We start from the raw sequence: 6,269 nt of genomic DNA, 5'->3' as shown, positions 1-6,269 counted from the left end.
CTCTTCATCGTTAATCTTTAAATAATATTAAGTACTAACAACCAAAATCATCTCCCAGCTCCGTAATCTCGATTTAATTCTTACAATATCTATCTTTCAATAAATACCATATATGATTCTTAATTTACAAAACATCCCCTAAAGAATGTTTGCGCTGTCTCTACAATTTGTCAATGAACTTTTTCAAAAAAAACTACTCCTAAAAACTTGCAGTTTCATCACCCCGATTTCTCTAAGCGGCTGCAAATATATAACTGTTTTTTTAACCCGCAATCTTTTAATTAAAAAAAAGAATCTTTTTTTCAGAAGACGATAAAAAACAACATTTAATCTATAGGAACGTAACCTCTTTAATATCGCTAAACCATATTCACATATCTGTTTAACGGGCTGCAAATGTAAGATGCTTTTTTAATTCACCAAGCGAAATGCAGCAATTTTTTAAACTTTTTTTCACCCTATTTCACAAAATACTAACTATTAGATTTTTACACCTTAGCCTTCACTAAAAAAGGGTGTTAAATTTAAGGGAAAATCTTTAACAGTACAAGAAATATCACCTAAAATAAAGAAGGTTCAAAACAGTAAATTGAAAAAAAGTAGTTTATTTTCCTACTCTGGGTAATACCAAAAAGGTATTTGAACTATTTTTCTGAAGTAAACACTATCCTTAACATGTGTCTTTCTTGCAACTTCTAAAAGATGTCTTCCCCTTGCCATATCTTTCATATCCAAAAAAGTTTCGTATCCTTTCTGATTTTTCTTGTTTTCCGTCAATACCAATTCTGTTGGAAAGCGTGTAGAATCTATTTTAATCCGATACATTTCCTGCAAAGCATTTAAATAATCTTTCAAAGGTTTTTTTGAGCTACGCCAATCGTTATTTGAACCAAACTTAATTGGACTTTCAAATCCTCTCCTGTCTTCATTTGGTTTTAGCTCTTCATAGAAATAAAAAACATCATCTTCAACTGCACTGCCGTACATAATGAATACCTTAAGAAAGGGATCAGTTATTACCTTTGAAGGAATAGAAGCCAAATTCACATAATCCATTTCATCCTCAATAAATTCCTCATAATTCTTGACATTTGCAACCTCAGCAGTGGACCTTGAACCGAAATCTAAATAATTCGAAGTTCTAAAACTCATTCCTGCCAAAATAGAAATTCCTATATATAATGGAACCATTATAAAGCTCAAACGCTTACCAAACTTCGTATCCAATAAATTATATACCATAGGGCGATATAAAAAAGATAAAGTCAAATACTTAAAAACCCAATAAATGGGGTAGTAAAAGAAAGTGGTCCATTTTTTTCTTTTCAACCATCCTTGAGAAATAAAATCAATAAAGGTTAACAATGAACCTAATACTAATAAAATCATTGCCGGTACCCCTATCCATGCTTTATAATTAGAAATCTCAGGTTCACCAACCCAACTTTCCAAAGAAGACATTAGAAAAATAATCAGCAATACACCAAGCATATAAAAGATCAGAAGAAAAGTAATTGAAAAAATAACACTGCAATACTTTTCAAGTTTAGCAACATAGTCATCGAAAGAGCCAACTCTTTTTTTGAGATGATTCAAAAATTTAACATTGTAATTTAGTGCGTCGTAGTCAATTTCTCCCGAAACATAACGCAGCCCAATGGCACCAATCCATAAACCTCTTAACACCACGTGAGCGAGAAGATTGACTGTCAAAATAAACCATGACACAAACAATCCATACCAGAAGAAGCCCGAATACATATTGTCATCAATTTGCGCTTTCAGAATAGATACCCGAATTGGATCAACGACCATAAACAAACCATAAATAGCGAACCCAGAAATTATAAGCTCAAGTTGCCAACTTTCTTGTTGCAGAATATCAAGCCATTTTTTAAATTTTTCGTTTTGCTGATTCTTATGGTTGTCCATTGTTTCTTGATTGATTAGTTTTTTATCAGGTGCCGACTAAATTAATGAAATTGAATTATTAGTTGTCCTTAACTACAGGGGATTTGATAAAAAAACAAGCTTGACAATCTCCATATCACTATTGCCTGCGAAATAACAAGGTGCTATCTTTGCGCTCTTATTATAGATACTATGATTGAGATCACTTTACCTGACGGGACTATTAAGGAGTATAGCAAAGGAAGCACTGCAATGGATGTAGCTTTGAGCATTAGTGAGGGTTTAGCCCGTAATGTAATATCTGCAAAATTCAATGATACGGTTGTTGAAACTGTGACTCCTTTGAATGAAGATGGTTCTCTGATTTTATATACATGGAATAACCCTGAGGGAAAGAAAGCGTTTTGGCATTCTACTTCTCACATTGTTGCTCAAGCACTTGAAGAATTGTACCCCGGAATTAAACTTACCATAGGCCCAGCAATCGATAATGGATTCTATTATGATGTCGATTTGCCAGAAGGAAGTATTTCTGACAAAGACTTTCAAGCCATTGAAAAGAAGGCTATCGAAATTGCTCGCGGAAAGCATGCTTTTAAAATGCGTGCGGTTTCAAAAGCTGATGCATTAGCGAAATATAAATCTGAGGGAAATGAATATAAGGTAGAACTTATCGAAAATCTTGAGGATGGCACTATCACTTTTTGTGATCATGATAGCTTTACAGATTTATGCCGTGGTGGTCACATACCCAATACTGGAATTGTAAAAGCAATTAAAGTCTTAAGTGTGGCAGGTGCCTATTGGAGAGGTGATGAAAACAAGCCACAACTTACCCGTGTTTATGGAATTTCTTTTCCGAAACAGAAGGAACTTACAGAATATTTAGAATTACTAGAAGAAGCAAAAAAACGTGATCATAGAAAGTTAGGAAAAGAACTTGAACTGTTTACCTTTTCTCAAAAGGTTGGTCAAGGGCTACCCTTATGGCTACCTAAAGGTGCTGCTTTGCGTGAACGTTTGGAGCAATTCTTAAAAAAGGCGCAGAAAAAAGCCGGATATGAAATGGTGGTTAGTCCGCATATTGGTCAAAAGGAACTATATGTGACTTCCGGTCACTATGAAAAGTACGGTGCTGATAGTTTTCAGCCTATCAATACACCTAAGGATGGTGAGGAGTTTTTGTTAAAGCCAATGAACTGCCCTCACCATTGTGAAATATATAACCACCGACCATTTAGTTATAAAGAGTTACCGAAAAGATATGCTGAATTCGGAACTGTGTATCGATATGAGCAGAGTGGTGAGTTACATGGACTTACTCGCGTTCGTGGTTTTACTCAAGATGATGCTCATATTTTTTGTACTCCAGACCAATTAGACCAGGAATTTAAAAATGTAATCGATTTATCCTTATATGTACTCGGTTCGTTAGGATTTGAAAACTTCACGGCACAGGTATCTGTTCGCGATTTAGATAAGCCAGAAAAATATATTGGCTCGTTGGAAAATTGGGAAAAAGCAGAAAATGCTATTATCAATGCCGCTAAAGAAAAAGGACTAGATTTTGTCATAGAAAAAGGTGAAGCTGCTTTCTACGGACCAAAGTTAGATTTCATGGTTAAAGATGCCTTGGGAAGAAGCTGGCAATTAGGAACAATTCAAGTAGATTATAATTTACCAGAACGCTTCGACTTAACCTACAAAGGTTCTGATAATGAATCTCATAGACCTGTAATGATACACCGAGCACCCTTCGGAAGTATGGAGCGTTTTATTGCTTTATTACTAGAACATACTGGTGGTAATTTTCCATTATGGTTGATTCCCGATCAAGCAATTGTTTTGCCCGTAAGCGAGAAAAATGAAAAATATGCTGAAAAAGTTTTAAAATCCCTAGAAAATAACGAAATTCGCGCGCTTCTTGACAATAGAAATGAAACTGTTGGAAAGAAAATACGTGAGGCAGAAATGAATAAAATTCCATTTATGCTAATTGTTGGGGAAAACGACGAAGCGGCTAACACCATTTCTGTCCGACGACACGGAGGAGAAGATCTAGGAGCAATAACGATAGACAACTTTGCTAACTTGGTCGATACAGAAATAAATAGTACCTTAAAGTCGTTTTAAAAATTAAGTTTAATTAAAAATAATTAGTCATAGCAATACGAAAAAGATTTAGGCCCCAACCTAGAAGGGAAAACAAAAACCCGCACAAAATTAATGCAAGAATAATCGCGCCTGAGGTTCGATTGGTTGGAGACAATGTTGAAGTAGGTGTTTATCCATTGGCAAAGGCAATGGAGTTGGCAGCTGAAGAAGGATTAGATTTGGTAGAAATTTCTCCAAATGCAGCCCCGCCTGTTTGTAAGATCATTGATTACAAAAAATTCCTTTACGAGCAAAAGAAGCGCGAAAAGGTAATGAAAGCCAAAGCCTCAAAGGTAGTGGTAAAGGAAATCAGATTCGGTCCGAATACGGATGATCATGATTACGAGTTTAAAAAGAAACATGCTGAGAAGTTTTTAAAGGATGGAGCTAAATTAAAAGCTTACGTTTTTTTCAAGGGCCGTTCAATAGTGTATAAAGATCAAGGAGAAATATTATTACTCCGTTTGGCATCAGAATTGGAAGAGTTAGGAAAGGTAGAGCAGATGCCAAGATTAGAAGGAAAGCGTATGACCATGTTCATAGCCCCTAAGACAAAAGGAAAATAACGAACTAAGTTCGTATTTTAATAAAATTACTGAGCGCTGCTTATTTATTTGATAAGCGGCGTTTAGTATGAATAAGTGAGATAATTAAATACATTAGGAAAAATGCCTAAACAGAAAACAAAATCCAGTGCCAAGAAGCGTTTCAAGCTAACCGGAACTGGTAAAATCAAAAGAAAGCACGCTTTTAAGAGTCATATTTTGACTAAAAAATCTAAAAAGCGTAAGCTTAAGTTAACACATGACGGTTTGGTTCACCAAGCTGATGTTAACAGCATTAAAGAACAATTACGATTAAAGTAATTATTCACATTCGGTAAATTATTAACCATGGAGTTGGGCAAAAAAAAGTGTCATGAATTGACCGCCTACTACAAAAACAATTTAAATTATGCCAAGATCAGTAAACGCAGTAGCTTCTAGAGCCAGAAGAAAAAAGGTGATGAAGCAAGCAAAGGGTTACTTCGGAAGACGTAAAAACGTCTGGACAGTAGCTAAAAACGCGGTTGAAAAAGCAATGTTATATGCTTATAGAGACCGTAGAAATAAGAAAAGAAACTTCCGAGCTTTATGGATTACCCGTATCAATGCGGGTGCTCGTATGCACGGAATGTCTTACTCGCAATTCATGGGTAAAGTAAAAGCTAATGGTATCGAATTAAACCGAAAGGTTTTAGCCGATTTAGCGATGAATCATCCTGAAGCTTTTAAAGCTTTAGTAGACAAAATAAAATAGATTTTAAACTTATCTCACTTTAAAAAAATCCAGTTCTGACGAACTGGATTTTTTTTGCCCTTGTCTAATTAGGCCTGATTTATTTTGTCTACAGCTGCTTTAAATTCTTGCCAATCGATTTCCTTATCATCACTTTTATCGTAGCCCTCAATTAACTTAGAACCAACTAAGCCTCTAATAAAACCACTAATTTCAGCTTGCTTTAGCAATTTTACGATTTCACTTTTCTTAAGCTTACCGCTGCTGTCGGCGTCAAAAAAACTAAATGCTTCTTCTGGAGTGTCAAAATGATTCGTAATTAGAATTTGGATTTTGTTTAGTATGGATTCTTCTGTGGTCATGTGTTTTAAATTTAGGTTTGTATTCTACAAGTTATAAAGATCCCCTCAAATTCCGAAAGCAGATATCACTAAATTTCTTCCTGAAGCATTATTTCTATGCTCACAAAGATAGATACCTTGCCAAATACCTAGATTCAACTTTCCATTGGTAATAGGGATTTGCACAGAGACGCCCATCAAAGAAGCCTTGATATGTGCTGGCATATCATCAGGTCCTTCATAGGTGTGCATATAATAAGGTGCATCTTCGGGCACCATATTATTCATATGACTTTCGAAATCTGTGCGCACTGTTGGGTCTGCATTTTCATTAATAGTCAAACTTGCAGAGGTATGTTTTATAAATACTTGAAGCATTCCTGATTGGATATCTTTCATCTCAGGAATGCTGTTCAAAATAGTTTCGGTAATGAGATGGAATCCTCTTTCGAAAGCTTTTAGTTGGAGTTCTTTTTGATGGAATATCATAGTAGCTTTAATAAATCCTGTAGACGAGTTCAACCCAACCCCTCCGCCCTTCGGGTACCTCCCCTATTGGGGAGAAAAAATAGTAATTCTTTGTAA

General features: G+C 35.3%; 7 protein-coding genes. 4 read left to right on the top strand and 3 right to left on the bottom strand.

Annotated features, from left to right (window positions below):
• Positions 1 to 612 precede the first annotated feature (612 nt).
• Positions 613 to 1,932 (bottom strand): hypothetical protein, encoded by a 1,320-nt coding sequence (locus tag ACKWCD_RS17890; RefSeq protein ID WP_413985329.1) that lies wholly within the window; start codon positions 1,930 to 1,932, stop codon positions 613 to 615.
• 171 nt (positions 1,933 to 2,103) lie between these two features.
• Between ACKWCD_RS17890 and thrS the strand changes: the two genes are divergently transcribed.
• The 4 genes from thrS (at position 2,104) to rplT (ending at position 5,364) form a co-directional block, all read left to right on the top strand.
• Positions 2,104 to 4,044: a threonine--tRNA ligase gene (thrS, locus tag ACKWCD_RS17885; protein ID WP_413985328.1), complete on the top strand. Its 1,941-nt coding sequence runs from the start codon at positions 2,104 to 2,106 to the stop codon at positions 4,042 to 4,044.
• Positions 4,045 to 4,079: 35 nt separating this feature from the next.
• Positions 4,080 to 4,631 (top strand): translation initiation factor IF-3, encoded by a 552-nt coding sequence (gene infC, locus ACKWCD_RS17880; RefSeq protein ID WP_413985337.1) that lies wholly within the window; start codon positions 4,080 to 4,082, stop codon positions 4,629 to 4,631.
• Between the two features lie 102 nt (positions 4,632 to 4,733).
• A complete protein-coding gene (gene rpmI, locus ACKWCD_RS17875) occupies positions 4,734 to 4,931 on the top strand; it encodes a 50S ribosomal protein L35 (RefSeq protein WP_027064530.1) in 198 nt (65 codons plus the stop codon).
• Between the two features lie 88 nt (positions 4,932 to 5,019).
• Positions 5,020 to 5,364, top strand: coding sequence for a 50S ribosomal protein L20 (gene rplT, locus ACKWCD_RS17870; protein WP_413985327.1), 345 nt, complete (start codon positions 5,020 to 5,022; stop codon positions 5,362 to 5,364).
• Positions 5,365 to 5,432: 68 nt separating this feature from the next.
• On the opposite strand, the gene ACKWCD_RS17865 is transcribed toward rplT, so the two are convergent.
• Positions 5,433 to 5,705, bottom strand: a complete 273-nt coding sequence (locus ACKWCD_RS17865) for an EF-hand domain-containing protein (protein WP_413985326.1) — start codon at positions 5,703 to 5,705, stop codon at positions 5,433 to 5,435.
• 45 nt (positions 5,706 to 5,750) lie between these two features.
• A complete protein-coding gene (locus ACKWCD_RS17860) occupies positions 5,751 to 6,173 on the bottom strand; it encodes a secondary thiamine-phosphate synthase enzyme YjbQ (RefSeq protein ID WP_413985325.1) in 423 nt (140 codons plus the stop codon).
• Positions 6,174 to 6,269: the final 96 nt, after the last annotated feature.

It is taken from the genome of Maribacter taeanensis, from assembly GCF_047345145.1.
Lineage (GTDB): Bacteria > Bacteroidota > Bacteroidia > Flavobacteriales > Flavobacteriaceae > Maribacter_C.
The sequence above is the reverse complement of the archived record's forward strand: the minus strand, read 5'-3'. Positions and strand labels throughout refer to the sequence as shown.